Here is a 26,794-nt window from a genome sequence, read left to right on the forward strand (position 1 = left end):
CGCTGGCCGTGACCAGACTGCCTGCGCCGCCGACGGCCTGGATTGTTAATGTTAGGCAACCCCCTTCTGGCTGGAATGATTCATGGCTTTAACCCGCCTCCTGATTAAAGATTTCCGCAATATCGAGCAAGCCGATCTCACGCTAGCGCCGGGCTTCAATTTCCTTGTGGGCGCTAACGGCAGCGGTAAAACCAGCGTGCTCGAAGCGATCTATACCCTCGGACACGGTCGCGCATTCCGCAGTTTGCAGGCCGGACGTGTTATCCGCCACGATCAGGACGCCTTTGTGCTGCATGGGCGTATTGAAGGCAACGAGCGAGAGTTGGCGGTCGGCCTTACCAAGAATCGCGCGGGCGACAGCAAAGTACGCATTGATGGCAGTGACGGCCATAAAGTCGCGGAGCTGGCGCAATTGCTGCCAATGCAACTGATCACCCCTGAAGGGTTTACTTTGCTCAACGGCGGCCCCAAATACCGTAGAGCCTATGTTGATTGGGGCTGTTTTCACTCTGCGCCCGGCTTCTTCAACGCGTGGAATAATCTGCGTCGATTGATGAAACAGCGTAATGCTGCACTGCGACAAGTTTCACGCTACAGCCAGATCCGCCCATGGGATCAGGAACTGGTGCCATTGGCCGAACAGATCAGCCAGTGGCGCGCCGAGTACAGTGCGGCGATCTCGAAGGAGATTATCGCCACCTGTGGTCAATTTTTACCAGAGTTTGAGTTGTCGTTTTCCTTCCAGCGCGGCTGGGATAAAGAGAGCGACTACGGCGAACTGCTGGAACGCAATTTTGAGCGCGATCGCGCGCTCACCTACACCGCCAGCGGCCCGCATAAAGCGGATTTTCGCATTCGTGCAGAAGGTACGCCGGTGGAAGATTTACTCTCACGCGGTCAATTAAAGCTGCTGATGTGTGCACTGCGTTTAGCGCAGGGTGAATATCTGACACGCAGTAGCGGACGTCGCTGTTTGTACCTGATTGATGACTTCGCTTCGGAGCTGGATGACACCCGTCGTCGGTTGCTTGCCGAGCGCCTGAAAGCCACGCAGGCTCAGGTATTTGTCAGTGCCATTGGTGTCGAGCATGTAATCGATATGAGTGACGAAAAGGGCAAGATGTTCCGCGTGGAACAGGGTAAAATAGCGGTTCAACCTGAAGATTAAATGAGCGAGAAACGTTGATGTCGAATTCTTATGACTCCTCAAGTATCAAAGTCCTTAAAGGGCTTGATGCGGTACGCAAACGCCCGGGTATGTATATCGGTGATACCGATGACGGCACCGGTCTGCATCACATGGTATTCGAGGTCGTGGATAACGCAATCGACGAAGCGCTCGCGGGTCACTGTAGTGACATCGTCGTCACCATCCATGCGGACAATTCTGTGTCTGTTCAGGATGATGGCCGTGGTATTCCGACCGGCATTCACCCGGAAGAGGGTGTATCTGCGGCGGAAGTGATCATGACCGTGCTGCACGCCGGCGGTAAGTTCGACGATAACTCTTATAAAGTGTCCGGTGGTCTGCACGGCGTGGGTGTGTCAGTGGTTAACGCCCTGTCGCAGAAGCTGGAGCTGACCATTCGTCGTGAAGGCAAAGTGCATCAGCAGGTTTATCAGCACGGCGTGCCGCAGGCTCCGCTGGCGGTATCGGGTGATACCGAAGCAACCGGTACACGCGTTCGCTTCTGGCCGAGCTACGAAACCTTCACTAACGTGATTGAGTTTGAGTACGAAATCCTGGCGAAACGCCTGCGTGAGCTGTCGTTCCTGAACTCAGGTGTTTCGATCCGTCTGGAAGACAAACGTGACGGCAAAGCCGACCACTTCCACTATGAAGGCGGCATCAAGGCATTCGTTGAGTACCTCAACAAAAACAAAACCCCGATTCATCCAACCGTGTTCTATTTCTCTACCGAGAAAGACGGCATTGGCGTGGAAGTGGCGCTGCAGTGGAACGATGGTTTCCAGGAAAACATCTACTGCTTCACCAACAACATTCCACAGCGCGACGGCGGTACGCACCTGGCCGGTTTCCGTGCGGCAATGACGCGTACGCTGAATGCCTACATGGATAAAGAAGGCTACAGCAAAAAAGCCAAAGTCAGCGCCACCGGTGATGATGCGCGTGAAGGCCTGATTGCGGTTGTCTCGGTGAAAGTGCCGGATCCAAAGTTCTCCTCACAGACCAAAGACAAGCTGGTTTCTTCTGAGGTGAAGTCCGCGGTTGAGCAGCAGATGAACGAACTGCTGAGCGAATACCTGCTGGAAAACCCGTCAGATGCGAAAATCGTAGTCGGTAAAATTATCGATGCGGCTCGTGCACGTGAAGCGGCTCGTCGCGCCCGTGAAATGACCCGTCGTAAAGGCGCGCTGGATTTGGCCGGTCTGCCGGGCAAACTGGCGGATTGCCAGGAGCGTGACCCTGCACTGTCTGAAATCTACTTAGTGGAAGGGGACTCAGCGGGCGGCTCTGCCAAGCAGGGACGTAACCGTAAGAACCAGGCGATTCTGCCGTTGAAAGGTAAAATCCTTAACGTAGAGAAAGCGCGTTTCGACAAGATGCTCGCTTCTCAGGAAGTGGCCACCCTGATCACCGCACTGGGCTGTGGTATCGGTCGTGACGAATACAACCCGGACAAACTGCGTTATCACAGCATCATCATCATGACCGATGCGGACGTCGATGGCTCGCACATCCGTACGCTGCTGTTGACCTTCTTCTACCGTCAGATGCCGGAAATCGTGGAACGTGGCCATGTCTATATTGCGCAGCCGCCACTGTACAAAGTGAAGAAAGGCAAGCAAGAACAGTACATTAAAGATGACGAAGCGATGGATCAGTATCAGATCGCTATCGCGCTTGATGGTGCTACGCTGCACACCAACGCGAGCGCCCCGGCGTTGGGCGGCCAGCCGCTGGAAAATCTGGTGGGTGATTTCAACAGCACTCAGCGCATGATTAAGCGTATGGAACGTCGCTTCCCTCTGGCGATGCTGCGTGGCCTGATTTACCATCCGACTCTGAGCGACCTCAATGATGAGGCCACCGTTAAGAGCTGGATTGATGGCTTAGTCGCGTACCTGACCGAGCGCGAAGCGCACGGCAGCAGCTACATGGCGCACGTGCGCACCAACAGCGAGCTGAACGTTTTCGAACCGGTATTGCGTGTGCGTACGCACGGTGTGGACACCGACTATCCGATGGACAGCGAGTTCATCGATGGGCCGGAATATCGCAAGATCTGTGCTCTGGGCGAGCAGCTGCGCGGCCTGATCGAAGAAGATGCATTCATCGAACGTGGCGAGCGCCGTCAGCCAGTGACCAGCTTCGAGCAAGCTATCGAGTGGCTGGTGAAAGAGTCACGCCGTGGTCTGTCAGTTCAGCGCTATAAAGGTCTGGGTGAGATGAACCCAGAGCAGCTGTGGGAAACCACCATGGATCCAGACAGCCGCCGCATGCTGCGCGTCACCATTAAAGACGCCATCGCTGCTGACCAGCTGTTCACTACGCTGATGGGCGATGCGGTTGAACCGCGCCGTGCCTTCATCGAAGAGAATGCGCTGAAAGCCGCTAACATCGATATCTGATTTGTCACCTCAACCCTTCCCAACCGGGAAGGGTTTTTATTCCCCTTATTTTGTTATCCGCCTGACAATCTTCTTTTCCCTTGAAAAACATCTGCATTCACTTTTGTTTGCTTCCGTTATTTCCCGAGTGCTGAGATCCGCATCACTTTCATTAACAGCCGTCTCCCTTACGCTTGCGAGCGAAACGGAGGAAAGTGCATGTTTTTGGAAGAACGACGTAGCCAGATTTTGCTGTGGCTTGATGAACACGAGCGCGTCACGGTTAATGGCCTGGCAAGCCAGCTCGGTGTAACACGAGAAACGATTCGTACCGATCTCAGTGCATTGGCACAGCAGGGCTTAGTGCAGCGCTGCTATGGCGGCGCGATTGCGTTACGCCGGAATTTGCAGGAGAAGCTCATTAGTGAAAGTGGCAACTTTGAGGTGTTACTGCAACGCCTGCAGTCCCGTAAAGGCCAGGTAAAATCATCCGGTAAGCAGGGTAAAGTCTGCATTCTCGGTGCTTTTAACGTCGATATTGTGGCTAAAGTGGCGCAATTTCCACAAAGTGGCGAATCACTGATGGCGTTAGGCAGTACGCTGGGGCCGGGCGGTAAAGGCGCAAATCAGGCGATGGCAGCCAGCTGTGCGGGCACGCGCGTCCATTTTGTGGCCAAGGTCGGCACCGATCAATTCAGCCAATTCGCGTTCGATCATCTCTCTTCCTCCGACATTCACTCCTTCCGTCTTTACCAGACGGATGCCGAACCAACGGGCAGCGCCATCATTTATGTCTCGCAAGAAAATGGCGAGAACATGATTGCCATCTACTCGGGTGCCAATAAAACCATTACCGACGAAGAGATTGCCGAACTCACGCATGAATTAACCGATGCGAATGTGATGCTGCTGCAATTGGAAAACAACTTTGAAGCCACCCGCAGCGCCATCCGTCTCGCACACACCATGGGCGTCCGCGTCATTATGAATCCAGCTCCATTTTCCCCTGACGTGGTGAGCTGTCTGCCGATGATTGATGTGCTCACGCCCAATGAAACGGAAGCTTCGCGTCTGTCTGGTATTGAAATCCATGATGTCGCCAGCGCGCGCGCGGCTGCTCAGGCCATTGTCGCGTTGGGCGCGCGGAGAGTGATCATCACCATGGGATCGTGCGGTGCGCTGCTGTTTGATAACCAACAATTTCACCATATTCCGGCATTTCCTGCGCTCAGTGTGGATACCACAGGCGCGGGTGATGCCTTCAACGGCGCACTGGCGGCGGCACTCGCTCAGGGCCAAAGCTTGCTGCAAGCAGCGACCTGGGCATCTGCTTTTGCTTCGCTGGCTGTTGAGCGAGAAGGGGCAAGCAACATGCCCGATCGTCAGCAGGTGCTAACCCGACTTCAACAACGTTAATCAGAAAATTAATCACAGCGGTCCTTCGCTGACAGGAGAGATGATGAAAAAGATTGAAGGCATTGTACCGGTCATGCTGACCCCGTTTACCCCGGATAACCAGATTGATTATCCGGGACTGGAAAAGTTAATTGGTTGGTACTTAAAAGAGGGCGTGGATGCGCTGTTTGCAGTATGTCAGTCCAGCGAGATGCAATATCTCAGCCTCGACGAGCGGGTAGATCTGGCACGCTTTGTGGTGCAGAAAGTAGAAGGCCGTGTGCCCGTCATCGCCTCAGGACATATCAGTGATGATCTGGCAGAGCAAACTAAAGAGCTGCAAGCCATGGCCAGTACCGGGATTGATGCTTTGGTACTGGTGACCAACCACCTCGACCCACAAAATCAGGGCAGTGAAACATTCTATGCCCATCTCAACCATCTGTTGGAATCTTTACCCGCGGACATGCCATTGGGGCTTTATGAGTGCCCGGCGCCGTATCGTCGCCTGTTGAGTGATGAGGAGTTCAGCTTCTGCGCCAACAGTGGCCGTTTTGTGGTGTTGAAAGATGTGAGCTGCGATCTGCCCACCGTTGAGCGCCGCGTCAAACTGGCTCAGGGCACGCCACTGGCCATTATCAATGCCAATGCCGCAATTGCCTGGCCGGCGATGCAAGCGGGATCCAAAGGTTTCAGCGGTGTGTTCACTAACTTCCATCCGGGTCTGTACCACTGGCTTTATCACCACGGCGCACAGCAGCCGGAAAAAGCTCATGAACTGTCGCTGTTCCTGTCGCTCAGCGCCGTGACGGAAACGCTTGGCTATCCGAAAAACGCCAAGATTTATCACCAGCGACTGGGCACGTTTGCCAGTGAGCACTGCCGGGTGAACAAAGACAATGTGCTGGAAAAATTCTGGGGATTGAGCATTCTGCTCGATCAAATCCGTGATGGCAGCGCGTTATGGCAGCCACGTGTAACCAAATAAAACCTCTCAGGGAGGATGTTTATCCTCCCGCTGTACCTGAACACTCTAACGATAACGACACGGGAAAACATCATGATTGTATGCGATCGACTGGACTGGACGCGTGAGCGCCATGCTTTTCATCCCATAATTGACCAGGCTATTCGCTGGATTGCAGATACCGATTTCAGCCAGCTGGAAGCAGGGAAATACGATTTACTGCCCAACAACCAGATGTTCTGTCTGGTGCAGGAAATGGATACCGAACCAGCGAGCGATCGTCGCGCGGAGTCGCACTTTAACTATGTTGATATCCAATATTTACTGAAAGGGCGTGAGAATATCGGCGTGGCGCGCGCCCATCCGCAACATGTCATTACCGAAGATTTGCGCACCGAACGTGATGTGGTGTTTTATCAGGACACCATCAATGAATCGATGATCACCCTGACGCCGGGCCAGTTCGCGCTGTTTTTCCCACACGATGTCCATCGTCCGTGCTGTGCCGCGCCGGAAGTACAACGCATTCGCAAAGCGGTGATTAAAATCCATCTCGACCTGTTTTCTTCCCCGCAGGAGGCGTCATGAAACCCTCTTCGCATACCTTATCTGATGCGACCATTACCCAGCCAACAACCATAGGCAAACTGCGCTGGGGCATTGTCCTCCTTCTGCTGTTGGCGGCGGTGGTTAACTATCTTGACCGCGCGAATCTCAGCATCGCTAACACCACTATTGCTGCTGAATTTGGCTTCTCGCAAACCGAAATGGGCTTGTTACTCTCCGCATTTCTCTGGCCTTATGCGCTAGCAAACCTGCCTGCAGGCTGGCTGGTGGATAAGTTTGGTCCAAGGAAAATGTTCTCATGGGCGCTCGGCTTATGGTCCACGTTTACTGTGCTGGCGGCGTTTGTAAACAGCTATAGCTTCTTCTATGGCTTACGCATGATGTTAGGGATCGCCGAATCGCCGTTTTTCACCTCGGGTATCAAGATCACCCATCGCTGGTTTGGCGATAACGAACGCGGTTTACCCACGGCGATCATCAATACCGGTTCGCAAATCGCCAACGCTATCGCGCCACCGATTTTGACCGTACTGCTGCTGACCCTGGGCTGGCGTGGCATGTTCGTCGCCATTGGACTGATGGGTATTCCATTGCTGCTGGCGTGGTGGAAGTTTTATCGTGATCCCGAAGCGCGTGAAGATGCCTTGCTGCATGCCGGGCAGCGCAGTGTGGCTGCACCAGAAGAGAAGGCGCAGGCCAGTTGGGGTGCACTGTTCCGTCACAGCACAACGTGGTTTATGGTGATCGGCAACTTCTCCATCATGTTCACTATTTGGGTCTATCTCACCTGGCTACCAGGCTATCTGGAAAAATCCCTGGGTTTCAGTCTCAAAGCCACTGGTTGGATCGCCTCGATTCCGTTCTTCGCCGGCATTTTAGGCGTGCTGGTGGGCGGTATGCTGTCCGATGGATTGGTACGTCGTGGCGTACGGGCCATCACCGCGCGTAAAGTTCCGATTGTGACTGGCGCAGCACTGGCCGCCTGCTTCGTGGCACCGATCCCCTTCGTGGATAGTACGCCGCTGGCAATCGCGCTCCTCGCCATGGGGTACTTCTGTTCGCAGATGCCACAAGGAGCACTTTGGACGCTGGCCAGTGATATTGCACCAAAATCTCAGGTTGCTTCACTGGGTGCTATTCAGAACTTTGGCGGCTTCCTCGGCGCAGCAATGGCACCCATCGTCACGGGCATCATCCTGGATACTACCGGCAAATTTACCAACGTCTTCTTGCTGGGGGCGGGATTGTTGATGCTGGGGGCGCTGAGCTATGGCTTGTTTGTCCGCAAGCCGTTGACCGCAAAATAACCTGAAGTGCCGTCCGTTGCCGATTAACTGGTCAATGTGAGCTGAATCGCGCTAGCATTAAACAAACTCTGACTTAACCGAGGATGTTATGGCGATAAAATTGATTGCGATCGATATGGACGGCACGCTGCTCAATCCGCAGCACGAGGTGACGGCAGCAGTGAAATCAGCGATTGGTCGTGCGCGTGATAAAGGGGTTTCCATTGTGCTGGCAACCGGCCGTCCGCTGGTCGGCATCGAGCGCTATCTGATGGAACTCGATATGCAGCAGCCTGGCCAATATTGCATCAGCAACAACGGCGCTTTGGTGCATAGCGCGGTTAACGGTGATGTCGTGGCTGAACAAACGCTGAGCTTTGATGACTATCTCTACATTGAACAGCTGGCGCGTGACCTCGGCGTACATTTCCAGGCGTTCGACAAATCCTTCCTCTATACGCCAAACAAAGACATCAGCGAATACACCATCCATGAAGCCAGTTTGACCGGTATCCCGGTACGTTACCGTGCGGTGGAAGAGATGGACCCCGCCACGCGTTTCCCGAAACTGATGATGATCGACAAGCCACATCTGCTGGATAAGGCGATTGCTGGCCTGCCTGCGCGTGCCCGTGAAAGCTACACCATCCTGAAAAGCGCGCCGTATTATCTCGAAATCCTCAACCCATTGGTCAACAAAGGCTACGGCGTGAAAATGCTGGCGGACAAATTGGGCCTGCAGCAGTCGGAAGTGATGGCGATTGGCGATCAGGAAAACGATTTGGCGATGATTGAGTATGCCGGAACCGGTGTGGCGATGGGCAATGCCATTGATTCGGTTAAACATATCGCGCAGTTTGTGACGAAAACCAATATGGAAGATGGCGTTGCGCATGCCATTGAAGAGTTAGTGCTGTAATCCTCTTCTCTGCGGGCAGCGCGCTGCTGTCCGCCTCTCTGAATTCATCCTGCAAATGCCGATTGGTTGTTATCAATGGCGACACTACCCATGATCGTTCCAGTTTCCGTTAGCTGTGCATTGATACACCCTAAATGATGGCCCACCGAACGATCAATCCAGTTCCGTCGGTTGCGCGCTGATCCAACACAAATGATGACCCAACGAACGGCCCCTCCAGTTTCTGCCGGATGCGCACTGATACGTCACACATCCTGCCCCAACCCATGACCCGTTCGATTTCGTCTGGTGCGCATTCCCGTGCATCTGGATTGTCTATTATGTGATCCAGATTGTAGTGCAACTTATATCATTAGTACTACAATCGGCGTCATGACGTGAGGTGTCTGTTAGTTTTCACGCGTCGAAAGCAGTAATCTGATGGGCTACCGTCTTTCACTGAATGGAACATCATGACGCAAGAACAATTAAGTAAAACCGAGCGCATCATTCTGACGCTGGGTGAAGAAATTGTCGCAGGGAAGTATGTGCCGGGTGCCGCGTTGCCAGCCGAAGCCGAGTTGTGTGAGCGTTTTAGCACCTCGCGCAACATCATCCGCGAAGTGTTTCGCTCGCTAATGGCAAAGCGACTGATGGAGATGAAGCGCTATCGTGGCGCCTTTGTTACCCCGCGCAATCAGTGGAATTACCTCGATAGCGACGTATTGCAGTGGGCACTGGCGCACGATCAGGACCCCAGGTTGATTGCCGCCATGAGTGAAGTACGCGTGCTGGTGGAACCACAGATTGCACGCTGGTCGGCGGAACGTGCGACCTCAAACGATTTGGCGACGATTGAGCAAGCCTATAACGACATGGTTGCTCATCAGCTGGATCGTGAGGCCTTTAACGAGGCAGATATCCGTTACCACGAAGCGGTGTTGGCCTCGGTGCACAATCCGGTATTGCAGCAGCTTAATGTGGCAATCAGCCAGTTACAGAAAGCGGTGTTTGCGAAAACCTATATGGCGGATTCCGGCAACATGCCGCGCACCTTAGCCGAACACAAAGCGCTATTTGATGCCATTCGTCATCAGGATGGCGATGCAGCGGAGCAGGCGGCTAAAGCGATGATCGCCAGTTCCACCGCCCGACTTAAGGAGATTATGTGACCAGCTATATCGCGATTGATTGGGGTTCAACCAATCTGCGTGCCTGGCATTATCAGCAGGGCAACTGCGTTGATGAGCGCCGGTCAGAAGCGGGCGTCACGCGTCTTGGCGGACGGACGCCCGCAGAGGTATTTGCCAGTATCACCGACGGCTGGCCGGTAAATGACGTGCCGGTGGTGATGGCGGGTATGGTCGGCAGCAATGCAGGCTGGCTTTCGGTGCCTTATCTGGCCTGTCCGGTGGCGCTAAACCAACTCAGCAGCCGTCTAACGCGCGTCGAGGATAAAGCATGGATCGTGCCGGGATTAAGCGTCGAACGTGCTGACAATTACAACGTAATGCGCGGTGAAGAGACACAGTTGCTGGGTGCCTTAGCACTGCAACCTGCAACGCAGTATGTAATGCCCGGCACGCATGCTAAGTGGGTGCAGGTAGAGCAGCAGCGTGTGCAGGATTTCCGCACGGTGATGACGGGCGAATTGCATCATCTGCTGCTGAAACAGTCATTGATTGGTGCCGGTTTGCCAGAGCAGGAAGAGCATTCCGCCGCTTTCCATGAAGGCTTAGCGGTCGGCAGTCAGGATGCATCGATCCTTTCCCGGCTGTTCGAAGTGCGTGCTTCCCACGTCCTGGGTGCACGCGATCGCCGCCATATCAGCGATTTTTTATCTGGCCTGTTGATTGGTCATGAAGTGGCGCTAATGACGCAACACACGAATCGCAGCCAACCGATCATCATTATTGCCGGGAACGCGCTGGCGCAGCGTTATCAGCAGGCACTGCAATTTATCGGTGTGGATTCAGTCACATTGGAAGGCGATCGCGCGTTCCAGCATGGAATAAGGAGTATTGCAGATGACCTGGCAAACTAAATTACCGTTGATCGCCATCCTGCGTGGCATCACGCCAGATGAAGCGGAAGCGCACGTTGGCGCACTGATTGAAGCGGGTTTTGACGCCATTGAGATCCCGCTGAATTCACCCGAATGGGCCAAAAGCATCGGTGCAATGGTGCAGGCTTTCGGCGATAAAGCGCTGATTGGAGCAGGTACCGTGCTGAATCCGGCGCAGGTCGATGAACTGGCCGCGCTGAACAGCAAGCTGGTGGTGACGCCGAACACCGATGCCGCGGTGATCCGTCAGGCCGTTGCCCAGGGGATGACGGTTGCGGCTGGTTGTGCCACCGCCACCGAAGCGTTCACCGCCCTGCAGGCGGGCGCTCAGGCGCTGAAAATCTTCCCATCCTCGGCATTTGGCCCCGGCTATATCAAAGCATTGAAAGCTGTGTTGCCACCCGACGTGCCGGTGTTTGCGGTGGGCGGCGTGACGCCGGAAAACCTGCATGAATTTATGGCCGCAGGCTGCATTGGCGCGGGCTTGGGCAGCGATCTCTATCGCGCCGGCCAGCCGCTGTCGCGCACTGTGGAGAAAGCTCGCGCATTTATTGCTGCTTATAAGGACGCTGTACGATGAAAATTACCAAACTGACCACTTATCGCCTGCCGCCGCGCTGGATGTTCCTGAAAATCGAAACCGACGAAGGTATTGTCGGCTGGGGCGAACCGGTGATAGAAGGGCGTGCGCGCAGCGTCGAAGCGGCCGTGCATGAGCTGTCGGAATACCTGATTGGTCAGGACCCGGCACGCATCAACGACTTGTGGCAGGTGATGTATCGCGGTGGATTCTATCGCGGTGGTCCGATTCTGATGAGTGCCATCGCGGGTATCGATCAGGCACTGTGGGATATCAAAGGCAAAGCGCTGGGCGTGCCGGTGTATCAACTGCTTGGCGGTCTGGTGCGTGACAGCATCAAGGCTTACAGCTGGGTGGGCGGCGATCGTCCGGAAGAAGTCGTCGACGGCATCAAGAAACTGCGCAAGATTGGCTTCGACACCTTCAAGCTGAATGGCTGCGAAGAGATGGGCATCATTGATAATGCACGCAAAGTGGATGCGGCAGTGAACACCGTGGCACAGATTCGCGAAGCGTTTGGCAAAGAGATTGAGTTCGGCCTCGATTTCCACGGCCGCGTCAGTGCGCCAATGGCGAAAGTGCTGATTAAAGAGCTGGAGCCGTATCGCCCGCTGTTCATTGAAGAGCCGGTGCTGGCGGAGCAGGCGGAATACTATCCGCGTCTGGCAGCTCAAACCCATATCCCTATCGCGGCAGGTGAACGCATGTTCTCGCGTTTTGAGTTCAAACGCGTGCTGGAAGCGGGTGGCCTGGCGATACTGCAACCGGATCTCTCGCATGCGGGTGGTATCACCGAGTGCTACAAAATTGCCGCCATGGCAGAGTCTTACGATGTGGCACTGGCACCGCACTGTCCGCTCGGCCCGATTGCTTTGGCTGCCTGTCTGCATGTTGATTTCGTCTCTCGCAATGCCGTGTTCCAGGAGCAGAGCATGGGGATTCACTATAATCAGGGCGCTGAACTGCTGGATTACGTCATCAATAAAGATGATTTCAAAATGGATGATGGTCACTTCTATCCGCTGAATAAACCGGGACTAGGCGTGGAAATTAACGAAGAGCTGGTGATTGAAAGAAGTAAAAATGCACCGGACTGGCGCAATCCATTATGGCGTTTCCCAGACGGATCGGTCGCTGAATGGTAATACCCGTCATACTTCAAGTTGCAAATGCGTGGGCTGCGCTCAGTCACCCCAGTCACTTATTTGAGTAAGCGCCTGAGGGATTCATACCCTTGCCGGGTGGTTCGGCCTGTGGCCTCACCCTTTGGGTCAGCGTAAGCGCCATTCAAAAGCGTCATCTGACGCTGTTGTCCTGCACTACGAATTATTGAAGGTATAAGAATTTATAAAATCTTTTAGATAAAGGTATGCCGGTGAAATAAGGCATAGGGCCTCGCTCAGCCTTTTTCCGGCACACAAACTTTACCGCCTGCGCGGTTTTTATATTCGAAAACGTTATCCCTACACGACTTTTACGGAGAAACACCATGGATCTCTCTGCTGTTCAGGCCAAACCAACACGGCGTCGTTATATCACGCTGCTGATGATCTTTATTACGGTGGTGATTTGCTACGTCGATCGCGCCAATTTAGCGGTGGCATCTGCCCATATTCAGGAAGAATTTGGTATCAGCAAAGCGGAAATGGGATATGTCTTCTCCGCTTTTGCCTGGTTATATACGCTGTGCCAGATCCCGGGCGGTTGGTTCCTTGACCGCGTTGGTTCCCGCCTGACCTATTTTATTGCCATCTTCGGCTGGTCGGTCGCCACCTTATTCCAGGGCTTTGCCACAGGATTACTCTCGCTGATTGGTCTGCGTGCCATCACCGGCATATTTGAAGCGCCCGCGTTCCCAACCAACAATCGTCTGGTGACCAGCTGGTTCCCGGAAAGTGAACGCGCCTCTGCGGTTGGGTTTTACACTTCCGGTCAGTTTGTGGGGCTCGCATTCCTGACGCCGCTGCTGATCTGGATTCAGGAGTTGTTGAGCTGGCACTGGGTATTCATCATCACCGGCGCTATCGGTATTGTCTGGTCGCTGGTGTGGATCAAGTTCTATCAGGCGCCGAATCAGAGCAAAGGCATTAACCAGGCTGAGCTGGACTACATCCGTGAAGGTGGCGCGATGGTGGAGGGTGATGCACCCGCCGCGAAAAAAACGCGCACCAAACTCACTGCTGCCGACTGGAAACTGGTGTTCCATCGCAAGCTGTGCGGAGTGTATCTCGGTCAGTTCGCGGTGACCTCTACGCTGTGGTTCTTCCTGACCTGGTTCCCTAACTATCTGACGCAGGAAAAACACATCTCTGCGTTGACGGCGGGCTTTATGACCACCGTGCCGTTCCTCGCCGCCTTTGTCGGGGTGATCCTTTCCGGCATTGTAGCGGACCGTCTGGTGCGCAGCGGTCGCTCGCTGGGGTTTGCCCGTAAAACCCCGATTATCTGCGGATTGCTGATCTCCACCTGCATTATGGGCGCTAATTACACCAACGATCCGGTGTGGATTATGACGCTGATGGCCATCGCGTTCTTCGGCAACGGCTTCGCCTCGATTACCTGGTCGCTGGTGTCGTCGCTGGCTCCGGTTCGCCTGATCGGTTTAACCGGTGGGATGTTCAACTTTATTGGGGGATTAGGCGGCATCACAGTACCGCTGGTGGTGGGCTATCTGGCGCAGGATTACGGCTTCGCCCCCGCGCTGGTGTATATCTCCGCCGTGGCGCTGGTCGGCGCGCTCTCCTATATCCTGCTGGTCGGGGATGTGAAGCGGGTTGGTTGATCGATAACGCGTGATAAATCGCGCCGCTACAACGCTCTGCGATGCGTAGCGGCGCAATTTATTGCGCGATCTGTTCACGATTTATCGCGCAATCTGCTATCTATGCGTTACGTCATCGATTCGTATTGAATTGCCTCAACCGTTCGCAAATTATTGCGCCACGCATGCTGCACCTCATCCCATAATCGCGTAGTTTGTTCGGCAACTGTTGGATGTAAGGTTGCCCCATGTCAGAAAAACAACTCACCTTTGCAGAGCGTCAGCATCAGCTCACCAATATCAACGTCTGGACTGCAGACAGCCAGTGGCTGGCGTTTGATGTGCGTCCCTCCGGCGCGTCATTTACCAGCTTGACCATCGAACGCGTCAACGTGGCGAGCGGGGCAGTCGAGGTGCTATATCAGGCTCGCGAGGGTGCACATGTCGGCGTGGTGACGGTGAGCCCGGACATGCCGCCGCGCTATGTGTGTATCCATGGCCCGGAGCATCCGGATGCGCACTGGCATTACGATTTTCATCATCGTCGTGGCGTCATCGTGCAACAGGGCAATGCGGAAAACCTCGACGCCTGCGACATCACTGCACCTTATACGCCCGGTGCATTGCGCGGCGGCTCGCATGTCCATGTGTTCAGTCCAGACGGATCGCGCCTGAGCTTTACCTATAACGATCACGTGATGCATGAAAAAGATGCGCGTGAGGATCTGCGCAATGTCGGCGTGGCCGTGCCGCTGCACCCGGTGTGTCCGCCGAAACAGCATCCACGGGAATATGATGGCAGCCATTACTGCGTTTTGGTAAGCCAAACCACGCGCGATCCGCAGCCGGACAGCGATCAGATTGACCGCGCTTATGAAGAGGGCTGGATTGGCGATCGTGGGTATCAGAAAGAAGACGGCAGCTGGCAGCGTTGGGCGCTGGCCTTTATCGGTGATACGCGTGCTGCCAACGGCGATAAAGTGCCGGAAGTGTTTGTGGTGGATTTGCCCGAGGCGCTAAGCGATTACGCCAAACCTGGCGCAACTCCCTTGCAGGGCACGGCGGATAAACTGCCTGCGCCGCCTGCCGGTGTGCAGCAGCGCCGCATCACCCACAGCAAAGGACTAGCTTTGCAGCCACGTCACTGGTTGCGCGCATCGCCGGACGGCAGTGCCATCGCCTTCCTGATGAAGGACGATGATGATGACGTACAGCTGTGGAGTGTCTCGCCCAACGGTGGTGAAGCGCGTCAAATCACGCAGCTCATTAGCAGCATTCAGTCGGCATTCAGCTGGCAGCCGTCAGGCGAGGCAATCGCGTTTATTTGTGATAACAGCGTGATGCGCTGTGATGTGGCGACCGGGCACTGCACGCGCTTAACAAAACGCAGCGAACAGCCGCCTTCCGGTGATGCGGTAGTGTGGTCACCGGACGGCAAACAGATCGCATATATGCGGGAAATTGAGGGCTGGCGTCAGCTGTTCAGCGTCAGTGCGACGTCGAAGGCATAGCAGCGGCAGTCGCCAGGCTGGCATCGGTGCCAGCCATTTTTTCACTCTGCAGCACACGGTCATGCGCCGAATTATTGTCAGAACGAAAGTAATCCCAAGGCAACAGAATCGTATCTAACACCGCAGAAAACGGCAGATCGATGGCCGCCAGTGGCTTGATCGCCCAACTGGTATTATCGTCGGCAATCATATCTGCGCTGGCACGCGTGCCAGGATAATAACCCTGGCTGGCGCCAGTGTGAGTCATGACGCTGGAGCAACCCGAAGTAGTCAAGACGCCACAGACCAGCAGGCCGGTGAGCGGAAAGCTTTTCATCATTTTCATTTCATCATCCCTACAGCCATCACCTCTGGCTGGAGTGTGTCTCCTGCAGCAGCAAAGCTCTGTGGCGATGTCGTGCTATGCAGGCGAAGAATTCCTGAGTGTATGCTATTTCGTCAAAATTGCTGCAAAAAAATACGTACTGCCCTTGAAAGCGATCAAAGCGCACCCACTTTTACCTCAGGGTCGCGTTGCTGTTGCCGACAGGGACAGCAGCGGGCCGCACAACCTGTCCATGGTGGAAGGTTGCCAAAACTTGCTGATTTTCAGGAGTCTTTTTATGCGTAACTTTGATCTCACTCCGCTTTATCGTTCTGCTATTGGTTTCGACCGTCTGTTTAGCTTGCTTGAGTCCAATCAGAACCAGGCCAATGGTGGCTATCCTCCTTACAATGTCGAGCTGGTGGATGAAAACCACTATCGCATCACCATTGCCGTGGCGGGCTTTGCCCAGAGCGAGTTAGATATCACCTCACACGACAACGTGCTGGTTATTCGCGGCGCGCATCCGGAAGAGCAACCGGAGCGCAAATACCTGTATCAGGGTATCGCCGAGCGTAATTTTGAGCGCAAATTCCAGCTAGCGGACCATATCGTGGTGCGCGATGCGCGTCTCGAACTGGGCCTGCTGAGCATCGATCTGGAACGTATCGTTCCAGAAGAGGCGAAACCGCGCCGGATTGAAATCCTGAATTAAGGATGTTGTGTAGAGAAGAAAACGCCGCAGAAATGCGGCGTTTTTGTTTCTGCAGATCAAGTGCGCACCCATAATCGCTGGCTCACCATCCCACCAAACACGTTCACCAGCAGGCCAAGAATAATCACTGACGCACCGAGGATCTCCTGTGATGACAAGGTTTCTCCCAACACCAGCGCGGCACTGAGAATACCCACCACCGGCACCAGCAGTGAAAGAGGCGCCACACGCCAGGTCTCATAACGACCGAGAAGATTGCCCCAAATGGCGTAGCCGACAATGGTGGCAACAAACGCGAGATAAATCAGTGCCAGTATGGTCTGCAACGAGATATTCAGGAGGCTGGTGACGATTGCCGCTTCGCCATCAAACCACCACGAACAGGCAAAAAAGGGCACCACCGGCACCAGCGCACTCCACACCACCAGCGACATCACCGGCACCTTACGATTACGCAAAATGATTTTGTTGGTGATATTGCCCAGTCCCCAGGACAGCGCGGCCGCCAGCGTCAGCATCATGGTGGTCAGCGTAATGCCCGCCGTGGTTTGGCCTTCCATGCCAGCGGTTGCCAGCATAAACATGCCCAGTGTCGCCACTAAAATCCCGGCGATGTGGTTCCAGCGCAGTTTCTCCGCCAGTAACAGTGCACCCAACAGCAGCGTAAAGAATGCCTGTGCCTGCAACACCAGTGAGGCCAGCCCCGCAGGCATGCCGAGTTTGATCGCCAGAAACAGAAAGGCGAACTGGCCAAAGCTGATGGTCATGCCGTACACGATCAGCCAGCGCAGGGGGATCTGCGGCCGCTTCACAAAGAAGATCGCCGGGAACGCCACTAACGCAAAACGTAATCCCGCCAGCAGAAACGGCGGCATATCGTGCAGACCCAGTTTGATCACCACAAAATTCACGCCCCACGCCACCACCACGCACAGGGCTAACATCATATCTTTTACTGACATACTCGTTCCTTACTGCAGCCGTTTCAGGCAGTCGCCGTCATCGGAGTGGCAATATCTGCACAACAGTCATCGCCGACAACACCAAAGAAATCATCCACATTCAGCGCCATGGAACGCTCCAGCGCACCGGCGTTAAACCATAATGTGCCGACATCACGCAGGCGCGTATCGACGCGCAGCGCCAGTCGGTCATCAAAACTAAAGGGCGGCACCGCGCCCATCACACACTGCGTCAGCTCCTGTGCTTTCTCTGGCGCGGCAAAGCTCGACTTCTTGCCACCAATAGCGCGCGGCGCTTTTGAAGTTGATCTTGCAGTCGCCCGGCACAATCGCCAGCAGGTAACGCGCGTCGGCACCGTCCGGCATGGTCACTTCCAGCACCATCGCCTTGGCCGCCTGATTAAGATCGTTGCCGCGAATGCCACTGATCACATCGGTCTGACCGATGGCCTCATGCTCCACCACGCGATAGTCTGCGTGGTGTTGATCCAGCAGGGCGGTGATTTTTTCGTAGGTATTCATGTTCATCTCCTCGTCGAAGGCCCGGCGTTAACTCCAGGCTATGGCGTGCTTCATTTTTTTGTCGGTCAGGCCAAAGAAAAAGCCCATGGTGATGCGCGTGTCGCCTTCCACGCGATCAATCTCGTGATAAAAAGCAGGATTAAACAGATAGATATCGCCGCTGCGGGGGGAGAACTCACACGCCTCACTTTGCTCAATCACACCGGTCTGATAGCCGAGTTCACCCGGCGTTTTGAAGCGTTCATCCACCGGATGCCACTTCTTATTGAAAATGCGCAGCTCGCCACCCGCATTACACTCCTGCAGACAGACCACACAGCTCAGCTGATGCAGAATGTTGGTGACGGCCAAACCACTGCCCGCTGCATCGCGCATGATGTTGTCGTTATGCAGTGGGTTGGCCACGCCATTGGCATGGAAGCGGACTATCGAACCGGCGTAATCACCCAGCGCAGGCTCGCTGGCGGTTTGCAGACTCTCCAGACGTAATGAGTGCTTCACCCAGTTGTAAACCTGGTCACGCAGACAATGCAGTGACGGCGGCAGCGCAGGCTGAATGTCGCGCAGCTCGGTGAAGTAGTTTTCTGGTGCGGCGGTGTGTTTAGCCAGATAGGGGCCCAGTGTGGTCAGCGCACCATTCGGATAACGCGATACACGCACTTGTTCGCGACACTGTTGCAGATCGTCTACCACCGCTTCGCGGACTTGTGGCGTGAGAAAATTGCGCAGTACCAGCAACGGTACGCGCGCTGTCACGATGTCATCCAGCCAGGTGCTTTCAACAAACATCTTTGGATGGATAACGCGTATCTGATTGAAAATGGCCATGTTGATCACTCCCCCAATGGAAATTCATAAAGTTCATGGTTGCTCATGCGGCGCCATTCAGACGCCGTGCCCAATGCAGTAATAGGTTCAGAAGAGATAAAAGTAGTGTGGCTGTTTTGATAATGGTGCAGCGTAAAATAGTCAGGATAAGGGGTGGCATCGGGATGCCACTGCCACGCCCAGGCCTTATCGCGCGTGACGAAAATGGCATTGGCTGCGCTGCCGCCGGGTGCTACCCGCGCCATTTTGCTGCGCAGGTAGTCACGGGTAAAATCGGCAGGCGTCGCCTGATCAACGATATATTCCAGGTATTCGGCGGAATCAAAGCGCGATTCCGCCATGCCCAGTTGGGCATAAACCGTAGGTAAAAAGCCGTTGTGCATCATGTACCACTGCGTCGCGCCGCTGGTGCGCCACAGCGGATGAGAAAACTCAATGCCATGATTTTTGCTCAGCGTGGCGTGGCGCACATGTACCGCCAGAAAACGGCTATGACGCAGTGCATCAACATCAATGCCGGGCAGCGCATCAGCAAAGGTGCCGGTGCCATGCAGGGTGCGAATCTTTCCCTGATCCAGCCACAAACAGCCCCAGCCATTCGGGTGCTGTTTGATCGGGCCGTCATGCGTCGCGGTTTCGCCGCAGCTCATGGCGCGTGCGGCGTCCAGTACCGCTGCCGCATCAAACTGGCCATATGCCAGAATCATTCTGCACATAGAAGATCTCTCCGGGTGGCTAAAGACGGAACGTCGAGAATCTGCTGGAACACCGCCAGCACATCGTCACGGCTGTCTGCGGCAAGACGGAAGGTAGCGAGAATACCGGCATGGCGGGTGAGATCGGCGTAGAGCGAGGATCGTGGCGAAACGGCCAGCGCGGGCAGATTAAGCGGTGGCAATAGCTGGCCGCGCTGATGTTGGGCAATCCAGCGTTCCGCCGCGTCATATTGCAGACGCTGACGCAGACGCAGACGGCCAATGGCCAGGGGTTGATCCGGAAAGCGCAGTGCAGGCAAACCCCGCCCGGCTTCAATCTGAAACGCTACGTCCGCCCAGTTAATGCCGGTGACTTCCTCGACAAGGTTCACCACGCCCATGCCCGATAAGCGGAAGCCCATTTCAAGGAAGTGGGGTTCGCCGTTCACCATAATGAAATCGATATGGAAGGCGCCCTGGCGATAGCCAAAAGTCTCGCAGCAAAAGCTCATCAAGCTGGCAAAGGCAGCAGGCAGCTGTTGCGCGGCCATCGCCACATGGCCGGATTCGTAAAAGCTGATACAGCCTTCTTCATCAATGTGGTGTTCGATCACCTTCTGACAGCAGGTGAGCGCCACCGCGTGACCGTTATCCACTACGCCTTGCAGTGAATATTCGTCGCCCGGCAACCAGCTTTCAACGATAAAGCCGCTGAAGCCGCGTCCGCCGTAGTTCATGGTCTCGACCAGCTTAGCGATGACCGCATCCAGCTGGCTGGCTTCTTCCACCAGCCAGATGCCCAATCCGCCACCGCCATCCACCGGTTTGATCACGCAGGGATACAGCAGCGCATCACGCGCGTCACGAATGCTCAGCGGTGAAGCGAAGAAGCGAAACTCCGGCTGCGGGAAGCGTGGCCAGGCTTTACGCAGGGCCATGCGCTGCGCGTACTTATCCGGCGGAATAAAGCTCGGGCCGGCATCCGGCCCCGCCAGCAGTTCGCGCACGCGACCGGCGCTGGCGTTGTAGGCTTCAAAGCCCGCCAGCACCACCTGAGGATGTTCCAACAGCCCCGCGCGCAGGCAGGCTTGTAACACATCCCACGGATTTTCCGGGCGATCGAGACGCACAATCAGATCGAACGGCAGCTGAATGCTTAAGCTTTGATAGTCGACAAAGTCGCCCATCTCCGCCAGCACGGTAAAATAGCCTTCGCGTTTTGCCACCGCGCAGTACGGGTTTTGTCCGTCACGCGTGGCGCCAATCTGCAGGAAAATCTTTCTCATCGCGTTGCCTTACCGGGTTATCGCCCGGAGATCACTTCAGTGACGATGTCTTGCAAGGCACCGTTGTTGACCTGAATCACTGCTTTGTGTGGATCGAAACGCAGCACGCGTGAGAGCGCATCGCCGCGCGTGCCGTCCAGCAGTGAATTGACCTGCGCGCTGCGCCAGCACTGCCGCATCTGCGCAATCGTCAGGCCGGAGAGTTGCTCCAGCTGCTGTGCCAGCAGCAGGTCATCGCTATCGCCGCGCAGCAGCGCCCGAACCGCCTGTTCATCGGGCGCCTGATTGAGCTGCCGCAGCCAGACATTGAGCTGGTGGCCTTCAGCAATAAACGGCGAGTAGATCATGCACACCAGCTGGGTTTCGTTGAGGCCAAACGCCTGTTCGGCAAACTGCGCTGCGCGCTGGCGAGCACGTTCAATCGCCGCATCGTCCTGATAACGCGCCGCCATTTCCGCAATCAGCTGCGGTGGGAAATCTTTCTTCTCCATCAGGCCGAGCGCAAAGCGCACATACTCGCGAATGCCTTCGGCGTAGCTACGCTGCATCAGCGTCTCCGCTCGCAGACCGCGAATATGTGCCATTAACGTCGGGTTACCGCAGTCCGATTCAGAGAAGCTGAACATCAGCTCATCGAAGCGGAAGTGCATGAACTCGGTGAGTAGCGACCAGTGCGCACCGGCTTCATAGGCGGTGTCCTGATAAATGTTGAAGAACAGCGGGTCGCGCTCAAGCTGCCAGGTGATGCGGTGCGCTTGAGTGACTTGATCGGCACCATAAATATCAGCGAAATAGCGTTCTGCCACGCCATCAAGGGTTTGCAGAAAGCCGCTAAAGCCGCGTGATTTGTCGGCGACCGGCGCATCAAACAGGCGTGAAAGATGGCGCGCCCAGGCGAGGTAAGCGGTTTGCTCCTGAGGGGAATCACCGGTGATGATCACATCCACGCCGCCTTCGTAGTGCGCGGCAAGGCCAAACGAGTTCACCATGCTGAGATTGCAGGCGTTACAGAAAGTGGATCGCGCATCGGCACGGAAGCGATGGCCATTCATCAGCACATCGTTGCGATTCTGCTGACGCACGCTGTCGGGCATCGGCAGATGGCGCGCAAAGTGGCGAATTTGCAGGCCATCGGTCACCAGGCATTCGGTAAAATCATCATCGTGGATCTGCAATGCGCGGTACACGCGATCAATATTCTCCATCACGCTGTCGTTCATCGCCGCATGACGGTTGGTGCTGATGCGTAGCTGAAAGGTGCTGCCCTGCTGCTGCCAAATCAGCCCCTGAATGTAGCGCACATACGCCACCATATAGCTGCTGTCTTTCCCGCCGCCATAGGCGAGCAGCACGCGATTGTTAGCGGGGTTTTCGCTATCGGGCAAGGCGGCAAGTAAGCGTTGAGAACAGCGTTGAGCAGAATCGATAATCGCGGGCGTCAGATAACCTTCAATTTCTCTCATCATGGTGGACAGATTATTCATTTTTCACTTCATCCTTCGGCTAATAAAATCGCCGTTACCGTGCTGGCGGCAACGGGCAGGAAAAGGGGCCACGAAGTTGCAACGGAATGAATGTCTGAGGCTGAATTAACAGATGCAGCCTAAAGTACTTTGAATGTAATCTGATGGATACGCACAGATCAGCACGATATAGGGTGGAACAGATGACGGATGGAACGGGTGAACAGGAGAGTCAGAGTAGTCGTTACCGTCAGATTGCAGAGCAGATAAAGCAGGCGATTCACAGCGGATCGCTGCCGCCCGATAGCCGTTTACCGTCGGTGCGCACACTGGCAACGCAGTACAGTGTCAGCATGACCACCGCGCTGAAAACATTACGCACGCTGGAGGATGAGCACTACGCGGTGGCGCGTCCTAAGTCCGGTTTTTTTGTCGCGCCACGTCAGGTTCCCAAGGTGCTGCCTGCAGCCATCAACAGCGAGCAGCCGCGCGACGTGGCACCACTGGATGAGCAAACCGAGCTGCATCTGGCCATGCTGGGATCTGATTGTCGTGTGCGGCTGGACCTGGCGAATGGCGATATCTCGCTCTATCCGGTCAAGAAAATTGGATTGCTGATGCGCCAGATGGGGTACAGCAAACCCGCGCTGCTCGGCAACACCGTGAAAGGTACCGGCTATGCGCCGCTCAAAGCCGAGATCGCGCGCCGCGCGGTGGATTATGGCTGCAATATCAGCGCCGATGACATCCTTATCACCAACGGTTGTATCGAAGCCATCTCACTGGCTTTGCGCGCCACCACGCGTCCCGGCGATATTGTGGCCGTAGAGTCGCCGTGCTACTTCGTACTGTTACAGATGCTGCACAATCTCAATCTGCGCGTGATTGAAGTGGAAGCCGGGCCGGAAGGTTACGTTAACGTCAGCAAACTCACCGCGCTATTTCAGCGCAAAGCGGTGCAGGCGTATCTCACCATCAACAACATCAATAATCCGCTCGGGAAAAGCATTCCCAACGAACAGAAGGCATATATTGCGCGCCAGGCCGATGAGAATGATGTGGTGATCATTGAGGACGATATCTTTGGTGATACGGCGTTTGGCGATCGCCGTCCGTTCCCGATGCGCGCCTTTAGCCCGAATGCCATTCTTTGCAGCGGCTTCTCAAAAACGGTGGCACCCGGTATCCGCATTGGCTGGGTACACAGCAGCAACTACATGCGCAAAATCGCCTCGCTGAAATACACCACCAGCATGGGCACCTCGGTGCTGTCACAGGCAGCAATTGCCGAACTGCTGCGCAGCGGCGGCTACGATGCGCACCTGCGCAAACTGCGCCGTGAGTTGAAGAATCAGATTCATCATATGCGCCAGGCAGTGCTGCGTTATTTCCCTGCGGGCACGCGTGTATCGGACCCCGAAGGCGGTTACGTATTGTGGGTGGAAATGCCGATGCAGGCGTTGAACGTGCGTGCGCTGTTTCTTAAAGCGCGCAACGCGGGCATCGGTATCGCGCCCGGCCACATTTTCGCCACCGATCATCGCTACGATCACTGTTTCCGACTGAACGCCGGTTTTGGCTGGAATGCCGAAGTGGAGGAGGCGATCAAACAGCTGGCAGAGTGGTGTCAATTATCGCTGGTGGCGGATAAATAGAGATTATTTGGAAGTAGTTCACAAATTTAAATAAACATCGGCTGCTGTGTTTATTATTCGCTACCAGTTAATGGAATCACTAATTTATTCTTGTTTCACATGGTTTATATTTCAGGCCAACGTATAGATGACAAGGATTAGTGATGAAAGTTTTGGGGTGGGATTATCCTAAGCGCAAACTCGTTATAGGTATATTGTGGTGCATTACTTTTGTTCTGCTTTCTGGAGAGTCTTTACCTTTTAGCCCAATAAATACGCCGGGTTTTCTGGGGATGATAACCTGGATATTTATGTTGATGGGGATTTACAGTTTTTATTCAAATCTGTTCCGATTTTACGACTGGTACAATAATAAATAATGCATCAACGCCTCCCGATTAATTTCGAGAGGCGTTTTAAAAGATTGGTTTAGCCAATCTTTTCCAACTCTTCCGCCAGAATCTGTACCGCGCGTTCAATCTTTTCCGCATCCGGCACATAGTTCATGCGCATGCACTGATGCGTATGCGGCCATTCCTGTTCCAGACCTGGGAAGAAGAAGTGGCCCGGCACCATCAGCACGCCGCGCGCTTTCAGGCGCTGATACAACGCTTCGGTGCTGATCGGCAGATCGCGGAACCACAGCCAGAGGAAAATTGCCCCTTCGGGTTTGTGAATCAGGCAGCGATCTTCCGGCAGATAGCGGCGCAGAATGGCAATCGTCTCGCTCACTTTAGCCTGATAGAAAGGCTTAATCACCTCTTCCGACAGACGCAGCAAATCGCCGCGCACAATCATCTCAGTGGCAATCGCCGGGCCGATGCTGCCTGGCGCTAAACTGATAATCCCGTTCATGTTACCAATCGCGCTAATTGTGCTCTCATCGGCGACGATAATGCCGCAACGTGCACCCGGCAGGCCGAGTTTCGACAGGCTCATGCACAGAATAGTATTCGGGTTCCACAATGGGCGGGCTTCGCTGAAGATAATGCCGGGGAAGGGCACACCGTAGGCGTTATCGATCAGTAATGGCACGCCGTGCTGCTGTGCCAGCGCATCCAGCTGCATCAGCTCGTCATCGGTGATAACGTTGCCGGTTGGGTTGGTCGGGCGTGACACGCAAATCAGGCCCACGTCCTCATTCAGCGGCAGATGGTCAAAATCGACGTGATATTTGAACTGGCCCTCTGGCAGCAGCTCAATATTCGGCCTGGCGGAAACAAACAGATCTTCTTCCAGTCCGGCATCGGCATAACCGAGATATTCCGGTGCCAGCGGGAACAACACGCGCTTTTTACTGCCGTCGGCACGACGGCCAGCAAACAGGTTGAACAGATAGAAAAACGCGCTCTGGCTGCCGTTGGTCAGCGCAATATTTTGCGCAGTAATCGGCCAGCCCAGCTCTTCACGCAGCATTTTCGCCAGCGCATCCAGCAGCAGCGTTTTGCCACGCGGACCATCGTAGTTGCACAGCGCTTCGCTCAGTTTGCCGTCCTGATGCATCTGCAGCAGCAGCTGATTGAAATAGTCATTGATGGCCGGGATCTGCGCCGGATTACCGCCGCCGAGCATAATGGTGCCAGGCGTGCGCAGGCCTTCACCCATGTCTTCCATCAGACGTGAGATGCCGGAATGTTGAGTAAATTTGTCGCCGAACTGAGAAAAGGACATAGGAAGTTAAAACATTGTAATCGGGAATGGGCAACCACCATAGCGCCCGCCACGGGCAGGCGCAATGGCTAAAGCAGCAAGCTTAGGCCTGGATTTGCGGGTTAACGCAGTTTTTCTCAACTTTGCCGCTCAGCGCAGCAATCAGATTATCCACCGCATCACGCGCCATGCCGTAGCGCGTTTCATGGGTGGCAGAACCGATGTGCGGCAGCGCCACCACGTTCGGCAGCTTGAGCAACTCCGCATCGGCGGGCACCGGTTCAACTTCAAACACGTCCAGACCGGCAGCGTGAATCGTGCCGTCCTTCAATGCCGCTGTCAGCGCTTGCTCATCGACCACCGGACCACGGCCTGCATTAATCAGAATGGCGCTCGGCTTCATCATCTTGAGCTGTGCTGCGCCAATCATATGATGCGTCTGCTCAGTTAATGGCAGGCTGATACAGACAAAATCACTCTCTTTCAGCAGCGTTTCAAGGTCACAGGCACGCGCTCCAAAGCGGGTTTCCGCCTCTTCATGCTGACGGCGTGCGTGGTAGAGAATATTCATGCCGAAGCCAAAGTGCGCACGCTGTGCCAGCGCCAGACCAATACGGCCCATCCCGAGAATACCCAATGTTTTGTGATGCACATCCACGCCATACCGCTCTGGCCCGATGCTCTTTTTCCATTCACCGGCTTTAACCCATTTATCCAACTCGGTGACACGACGTGCAGTGCTCAGCACCAGAGACATCATGGTATCGGCCACGGTTTCGGTCAGAACGGTTGGGGTGTGCATCAGCAACACGTTGCGCTGATTCAGTGCTTCAACATCGAAATTGTCATAGCCCACGGAAACGGTGGAGCAGGCGCGCAGTGCAGGCATCTTTGCCAGCAGATCACCATTTACCTTGCCGCCTGATCCCAGCAAACCCTGTGCTTCTGCAAACTGTGCGGCATGTTGTTGCACGGTTTCGGGGGAGACGTCATGCACTTCGGTCACGGTAAAATGGGCATCCAGTTTAGCGCGCAGATCGTCTGGCAGGCTCTTATAAAGAATCACAGCAGGTTTCATCATTTGCTCCCTGTAGAACGTGTGACGGGCGACCTGAGCCGCCCCGAAAAAGTC

At 55.0% G+C, this 26,794-nt stretch carries 23 protein-coding genes and 1 pseudogene; 15 read left to right on the top strand and 9 right to left on the bottom strand.

All coding sequences use genetic code 11. The features are described from left to right. The first annotated feature begins 82 nt into the window (after positions 1-82). From recF to ACXI0A_RS01500, 13 genes are all read left to right on the top strand, one after another. Positions 83-1,168 carry a DNA replication/repair protein RecF gene (gene recF / locus ACXI0A_RS01440; protein WP_224933650.1) on the top strand — a complete coding sequence of 362 codons (1,086 nt, stop codon included), beginning with the start codon at positions 83-85 and terminating at the stop codon, positions 1,166-1,168. Positions 1,169-1,185: 17 nt separating this feature from the next. Next, positions 1,186-3,594 carry a DNA topoisomerase (ATP-hydrolyzing) subunit B gene (gyrB, locus tag ACXI0A_RS01445; RefSeq protein WP_224933651.1) on the top strand — a complete coding sequence of 803 codons (2,409 nt, stop codon included), beginning with the start codon at positions 1,186-1,188 and terminating at the stop codon, positions 3,592-3,594. A 198-nt stretch (positions 3,595-3,792) separates the two neighbouring features. After that, on the top strand, positions 3,793-4,989 hold the full coding sequence (locus ACXI0A_RS01450; RefSeq protein ID WP_476150647.1) for a PfkB family carbohydrate kinase: 1,197 nt from the start codon (positions 3,793-3,795) through the stop codon (positions 4,987-4,989). 43 nt (positions 4,990-5,032) lie between these two features. After that, on the top strand, positions 5,033-5,956 hold the full coding sequence (locus ACXI0A_RS01455) for a dihydrodipicolinate synthase family protein (protein WP_476151184.1): 924 nt from the start codon (positions 5,033-5,035) through the stop codon (positions 5,954-5,956). A 72-nt stretch (positions 5,957-6,028) separates the two neighbouring features. Continuing rightward, complete coding sequence (locus ACXI0A_RS01460) at positions 6,029-6,523, top strand: YhcH/YjgK/YiaL family protein (RefSeq protein WP_476150646.1); 495 nt, start codon at positions 6,029-6,031, stop codon at positions 6,521-6,523. Continuing rightward, positions 6,520-7,809, top strand: coding sequence for an MFS transporter (locus tag ACXI0A_RS01465; RefSeq protein WP_476150645.1), 1,290 nt, complete (start codon positions 6,520-6,522; stop codon positions 7,807-7,809). The genes ACXI0A_RS01460 and ACXI0A_RS01465 overlap by 4 nt, the downstream gene beginning before the upstream one ends. An 88-nt stretch (positions 7,810-7,897) precedes the next feature. Continuing rightward, the gene (gene yidA / locus ACXI0A_RS01470) at positions 7,898-8,707 is read left to right on the top strand and encodes a sugar-phosphatase (RefSeq protein ID WP_224933656.1); all 810 of its coding nucleotides are present in this window, start codon (positions 7,898-7,900) and stop codon (positions 8,705-8,707) included. Between the two features lie 452 nt (positions 8,708-9,159). After that, positions 9,160-9,858, top strand: a complete 699-nt coding sequence (locus tag ACXI0A_RS01475; protein ID WP_224933657.1) for a FadR/GntR family transcriptional regulator — start codon at positions 9,160-9,162, stop codon at positions 9,856-9,858. Then, complete coding sequence (locus ACXI0A_RS01480; protein WP_476150644.1) at positions 9,855-10,730, top strand: 2-dehydro-3-deoxygalactonokinase; 876 nt, start codon at positions 9,855-9,857, stop codon at positions 10,728-10,730. Before ACXI0A_RS01475 ends, ACXI0A_RS01480 begins: the two co-directional genes overlap by 4 nt. Continuing rightward, positions 10,714-11,331 (top strand): 2-dehydro-3-deoxy-6-phosphogalactonate aldolase, encoded by a 618-nt coding sequence (locus ACXI0A_RS01485; RefSeq protein ID WP_476150643.1) that lies wholly within the window; start codon positions 10,714-10,716, stop codon positions 11,329-11,331. Before ACXI0A_RS01480 ends, ACXI0A_RS01485 begins: the two co-directional genes overlap by 17 nt. After that, the gene (dgoD, locus tag ACXI0A_RS01490) at positions 11,328-12,476 is read left to right on the top strand and encodes a galactonate dehydratase (RefSeq protein ID WP_084932873.1); all 1,149 of its coding nucleotides are present in this window, start codon (positions 11,328-11,330) and stop codon (positions 12,474-12,476) included. The genes ACXI0A_RS01485 and dgoD overlap by 4 nt, the downstream gene beginning before the upstream one ends. 344 nt (positions 12,477-12,820) lie before the next feature. Beyond that, positions 12,821-14,113: an MFS transporter gene (locus ACXI0A_RS01495; protein WP_200573994.1), complete on the top strand. Its 1,293-nt coding sequence runs from the start codon at positions 12,821-12,823 to the stop codon at positions 14,111-14,113. A gap of 227 nt (positions 14,114-14,340) precedes the next feature. Continuing rightward, entirely contained in the window at positions 14,341-15,603 is a 1,263-nt protein-coding gene (locus ACXI0A_RS01500) for a DUF3748 domain-containing protein (RefSeq protein WP_476150642.1), read from the top strand. Here ACXI0A_RS01500 and ACXI0A_RS01505 read toward each other — a convergent pair. Then, positions 15,581-15,928, bottom strand: coding sequence for a YceK/YidQ family lipoprotein (locus ACXI0A_RS01505; RefSeq protein WP_167141026.1), 348 nt, complete (start codon positions 15,926-15,928; stop codon positions 15,581-15,583). The genes ACXI0A_RS01500 and ACXI0A_RS01505 overlap by 23 nt on opposite strands. 277 nt (positions 15,929-16,205) lie before the next feature. Between ACXI0A_RS01505 and ibpA the strand changes: the two genes are divergently transcribed. Continuing rightward, the gene (ibpA, locus tag ACXI0A_RS01510; protein WP_100701655.1) at positions 16,206-16,622 is read left to right on the top strand and encodes a small heat shock chaperone IbpA; all 417 of its coding nucleotides are present in this window, start codon (positions 16,206-16,208) and stop codon (positions 16,620-16,622) included. Positions 16,623-16,678: 56 nt separating this feature from the next. Here the strand turns inward: ibpA and ACXI0A_RS01515 are convergent, their stop codons facing one another. The 6 genes and pseudogenes from ACXI0A_RS01515 to ACXI0A_RS01540 form a co-directional block, all read right to left on the bottom strand. Continuing rightward, on the bottom strand, positions 16,679-17,584 hold the full coding sequence (locus ACXI0A_RS01515) for an EamA family transporter (RefSeq protein WP_224933661.1): 906 nt from the start codon (positions 17,582-17,584) through the stop codon (positions 16,679-16,681). Between the two features lie 23 nt (positions 17,585-17,607). After that, positions 17,608-18,106, bottom strand: a pseudogene (locus ACXI0A_RS01520) (YbaK/EbsC family protein). 27 nt (positions 18,107-18,133) lie between these two features. After that, positions 18,134-18,934, bottom strand: a complete 801-nt coding sequence (locus ACXI0A_RS01525; protein ID WP_224933663.1) for a 2OG-Fe(II)-dependent halogenase WelO5 family protein — start codon at positions 18,932-18,934, stop codon at positions 18,134-18,136. A 5-nt stretch (positions 18,935-18,939) separates the two neighbouring features. Beyond that, positions 18,940-19,650 (bottom strand): class II glutamine amidotransferase, encoded by a 711-nt coding sequence (locus ACXI0A_RS01530; protein WP_476150641.1) that lies wholly within the window; start codon positions 19,648-19,650, stop codon positions 18,940-18,942. Beyond that, a complete protein-coding gene (locus ACXI0A_RS01535; RefSeq protein WP_476150640.1) occupies positions 19,638-20,915 on the bottom strand; it encodes an ATP-grasp domain-containing protein in 1,278 nt (425 codons plus the stop codon). The genes ACXI0A_RS01530 and ACXI0A_RS01535 overlap by 13 nt, the downstream gene beginning before the upstream one ends. 17 nt (positions 20,916-20,932) lie before the next feature. Next, a complete protein-coding gene (locus tag ACXI0A_RS01540) occupies positions 20,933-22,399 on the bottom strand; it encodes a hypothetical protein (RefSeq protein ID WP_476150639.1) in 1,467 nt (488 codons plus the stop codon). 182 nt (positions 22,400-22,581) lie between these two features. Here ACXI0A_RS01540 and ACXI0A_RS01545 point away from each other — a divergent pair, with 182 nt between their 5' ends. Continuing rightward, the gene (locus ACXI0A_RS01545; protein ID WP_476150638.1) at positions 22,582-24,033 is read left to right on the top strand and encodes an aminotransferase class I/II-fold pyridoxal phosphate-dependent enzyme; all 1,452 of its coding nucleotides are present in this window, start codon (positions 22,582-22,584) and stop codon (positions 24,031-24,033) included. Between the two features lie 408 nt (positions 24,034-24,441). Here the strand turns inward: ACXI0A_RS01545 and ACXI0A_RS01550 are convergent, their stop codons facing one another. Then, entirely contained in the window at positions 24,442-25,683 is a 1,242-nt protein-coding gene (locus ACXI0A_RS01550; RefSeq protein ID WP_224933668.1) for a valine--pyruvate transaminase, read from the bottom strand. A gap of 82 nt (positions 25,684-25,765) precedes the next feature. Further along, positions 25,766-26,740 carry a glyoxylate/hydroxypyruvate reductase GhrB gene (gene ghrB, locus ACXI0A_RS01555; RefSeq protein ID WP_476151182.1) on the bottom strand — a complete coding sequence of 325 codons (975 nt, stop codon included), beginning with the start codon at positions 26,738-26,740 and terminating at the stop codon, positions 25,766-25,768. Between the last annotated feature and the right edge of the window lie 54 nt (positions 26,741-26,794).

It is taken from the genome of Pantoea sp. C1E2 (assembly GCF_056491465.1).

Coding starts and splice junctions, on each gene's coding strand:
- recF (WP_224933650.1), top strand. CDS start 83: ATGGCTTTAACCCGCCTCCTGATTAAAGATTTCCGCAATATCGAGCAA.
- gyrB (WP_224933651.1), top strand. CDS start 1,186: ATGTCGAATTCTTATGACTCCTCAAGTATCAAAGTCCTTAAAGGGCTT.
- ACXI0A_RS01450 (WP_476150647.1), top strand. CDS start 3,793: ATGTTTTTGGAAGAACGACGTAGCCAGATTTTGCTGTGGCTTGATGAA.
- ACXI0A_RS01455 (WP_476151184.1), top strand. CDS start 5,033: ATGAAAAAGATTGAAGGCATTGTACCGGTCATGCTGACCCCGTTTACC.
- ACXI0A_RS01460 (WP_476150646.1), top strand. CDS start 6,029: ATGATTGTATGCGATCGACTGGACTGGACGCGTGAGCGCCATGCTTTT.
- ACXI0A_RS01465 (WP_476150645.1), top strand. CDS start 6,520: ATGAAACCCTCTTCGCATACCTTATCTGATGCGACCATTACCCAGCCA.
- yidA (WP_224933656.1), top strand. CDS start 7,898: ATGGCGATAAAATTGATTGCGATCGATATGGACGGCACGCTGCTCAAT.
- ACXI0A_RS01475 (WP_224933657.1), top strand. CDS start 9,160: ATGACGCAAGAACAATTAAGTAAAACCGAGCGCATCATTCTGACGCTG.
- ACXI0A_RS01485 (WP_476150643.1), top strand. CDS start 10,714: ATGACCTGGCAAACTAAATTACCGTTGATCGCCATCCTGCGTGGCATC.
- dgoD (WP_084932873.1), top strand. CDS start 11,328: ATGAAAATTACCAAACTGACCACTTATCGCCTGCCGCCGCGCTGGATG.
- ACXI0A_RS01495 (WP_200573994.1), top strand. CDS start 12,821: ATGGATCTCTCTGCTGTTCAGGCCAAACCAACACGGCGTCGTTATATC.
- ACXI0A_RS01500 (WP_476150642.1), top strand. CDS start 14,341: ATGTCAGAAAAACAACTCACCTTTGCAGAGCGTCAGCATCAGCTCACC.
- ACXI0A_RS01505 (WP_167141026.1), bottom strand. CDS start 15,928: ATGAAAATGATGAAAAGCTTTCCGCTCACCGGCCTGCTGGTCTGTGGC.
- ibpA (WP_100701655.1), top strand. CDS start 16,206: ATGCGTAACTTTGATCTCACTCCGCTTTATCGTTCTGCTATTGGTTTC.
- ACXI0A_RS01515 (WP_224933661.1), bottom strand. CDS start 17,584: ATGTCAGTAAAAGATATGATGTTAGCCCTGTGCGTGGTGGTGGCGTGG.
- ACXI0A_RS01525 (WP_224933663.1), bottom strand. CDS start 18,934: ATGGCCATTTTCAATCAGATACGCGTTATCCATCCAAAGATGTTTGTT.
- ACXI0A_RS01530 (WP_476150641.1), bottom strand. CDS start 19,650: ATGTGCAGAATGATTCTGGCATATGGCCAGTTTGATGCGGCAGCGGTA.
- ACXI0A_RS01535 (WP_476150640.1), bottom strand. CDS start 20,915: ATGAGAAAGATTTTCCTGCAGATTGGCGCCACGCGTGACGGACAAAAC.
- ACXI0A_RS01540 (WP_476150639.1), bottom strand. CDS start 22,399: ATGAATAATCTGTCCACCATGATGAGAGAAATTGAAGGTTATCTGACG.
- ACXI0A_RS01545 (WP_476150638.1), top strand. CDS start 22,582: ATGACGGATGGAACGGGTGAACAGGAGAGTCAGAGTAGTCGTTACCGT.
- ACXI0A_RS01550 (WP_224933668.1), bottom strand. CDS start 25,683: ATGTCCTTTTCTCAGTTCGGCGACAAATTTACTCAACATTCCGGCATC.
- ghrB (WP_476151182.1), bottom strand. CDS start 26,740: ATGAAACCTGCTGTGATTCTTTATAAGAGCCTGCCAGACGATCTGCGC.